This window comes from Microbacterium sp. NPDC097977, assembly GCF_040302605.1.
Taxonomy (GTDB): domain Bacteria; phylum Actinomycetota; class Actinomycetes; order Actinomycetales; family Microbacteriaceae; genus Microbacterium.
This window is the reverse complement of the sequence record NZ_JBEOUR010000138.1, coordinates 1-1,762: the sequence shown is the minus strand read 5'-3', so window position 1 is coordinate 1,762 and position 1,762 is coordinate 1. Positions and strand designations below refer to the sequence as shown.

2 protein-coding genes are annotated in these 1,762 nt (G+C 65.3%); both read right to left on the bottom strand.

Annotated elements, in window-relative coordinates:
• Positions 1-11: 11 nt before the first annotated feature.
• Positions 12-554, bottom strand: a complete 543-nt coding sequence (gene rplQ / locus ABTZ43_RS17205) for a 50S ribosomal protein L17 (protein ID WP_253384135.1) — start codon at positions 552-554, stop codon at positions 12-14.
• Between the two features lie 33 nt (positions 555-587).
• A complete protein-coding gene (locus tag ABTZ43_RS17200) occupies positions 588-1,577 on the bottom strand; it encodes a DNA-directed RNA polymerase subunit alpha (RefSeq protein WP_017829188.1) in 990 nt (329 codons plus the stop codon).
• Positions 1,578-1,762 lie beyond the last annotated feature (185 nt).

Genomic DNA, 1,762 nt, shown 5'->3' with positions numbered 1-1,762 from the left:
GTGCGAGATGCTTACTCGGACTTCTTGGCGTCCTCGGCAGTGGCCTCGGCGGACTCGCCCTCGGCCTGCGACTCGGCGCCGGCCTCGTCAGCGGGAGCCTCCTCGACGGGAGCCTCCTCGGCGGGAGCCTCCTCGACGACCTCGGCGGGCTTCTCAGCCTTGGCGGACTTCTTGGTCGACTTCGCCTTGGGGGTGACGGGCTCGAGGACGAGCTCGATCACGGCCATGGGAGCGTTGTCGCCCTTGCGGTTGCCGACCTTCGTGATGCGGGTGTAGCCACCCTCACGGTCTGCGACGAGCGGTGCGATCTCGGTGAAGAGAGTGTGCACGACGCTCTTGTCGCCGATGACCGAGAGAACGCGACGACGAGCGTGCAGGTCTCCGCGCTTGGCGAAGGTGATCAGGCGCTCGGCGAGCGGACGAAGGCGCTTGGCCTTGGTCTCGGTCGTCTTGATCGACTTGTGGGTGTACAGAGCAGCCGCGAGGTTGGCAAGCAGCAGGCGCTCGTGTGCGGGGCCGCCTCCGAGGCGGGGACCCTTAGTGGGCTTGGGCATAATCGTCTAACTCCTGGTCAGAAGGGTCGGGTATCAGAAGGACTCGTCTTCGCTGCCGCCGTAGAAGTGGGCGCCGTCGAAACCGGGCACCGAATCCTTGAGCGACAGACCGAGCGAGATGAGCTTGTCGCGCACCTCGTCGACCGACTTCTGGCCGAAATTGCGGATGTTCATGAGCTGCGTCTCCGAGAGGGCGACGAGCTCGGAAACAGTGTTGATGCCTTCACGCTTCAGGCAGTTGTACGAGCGGACCGAGAGGTCGAGGTCCTCGATCGGCATCGACAGCTCGCTGGAGTTCACTGCCTCCACCGGTGCCGGGCCGATCTCGATTCCCTCTGCCTCGACGTTCAGCTCGCGAGCGAGACCGAACAGCTCGGTGAGCGTCTTCGCAGCCGACGCGACGGCGTCGCGGGGGCTGATGGCGGACTTGGTCTCGACGTCGAGGACGAGCTTGTCGAAGTCGGTGCGCTCACCCGCACGGGTGGCGTCGACGCGGTAGCTGACCTTGAGCACCGGCGAGTAGATCGAGTCGATCGGGATCTGACCGGCCTCGGCGTACTCGTTGCGGTTCTGCGTTGCGGAGACGTAGCCACGTCCACGCTCGATCGTGAGCTCGAGCTCGAACTTCGCGGTCTCGTTGAGAGTCGCGATGACGAGCTCGGGGTTCTGGATCTCGACACCGGCCGGAGCCGAGATGTCGGCGGCGGTGACTTCGCCCGAACCGGTCTTGCGCAGGTACGCGGTGATGGGCTCGTCGCGCTCCGAGGAGACGACGAGCTGCTTGATGTTGAGGATGATCTCGGTGACATCCTCCTTCACGCCGGGGATGGTGCTGAACTCGTGCAGCACGCCGTCGATGCGAACGCTGGTGACCGCGGCGCCGGGGATCGACGACAGCAGGCTGCGACGCAGCGCGTTGCCGATCGTGTATCCGAAGCCGGGCTCCAGGGGCTCGATGATGAACCGGCTCCGGTTCTCGACGATCTTTTCCTCGGTGAGTGTCGGACGCTGTGCAATAAGCACTCTGTGTTCCTTTCGATCACATGACCGCTATATGACATGTGGTGGGGTGAGGTCTTGAGTTGTGTGAGTCGATGCCCGCGGGGCGGGCGTCGAGCCCCCCCGGCCCGAAGGCGCGGGCGGCGATAAGAGCCGGATCAAAACCGGCGACCCATCGGGGGGGGGCCACCCGTGTGGGCCGGCGGGGT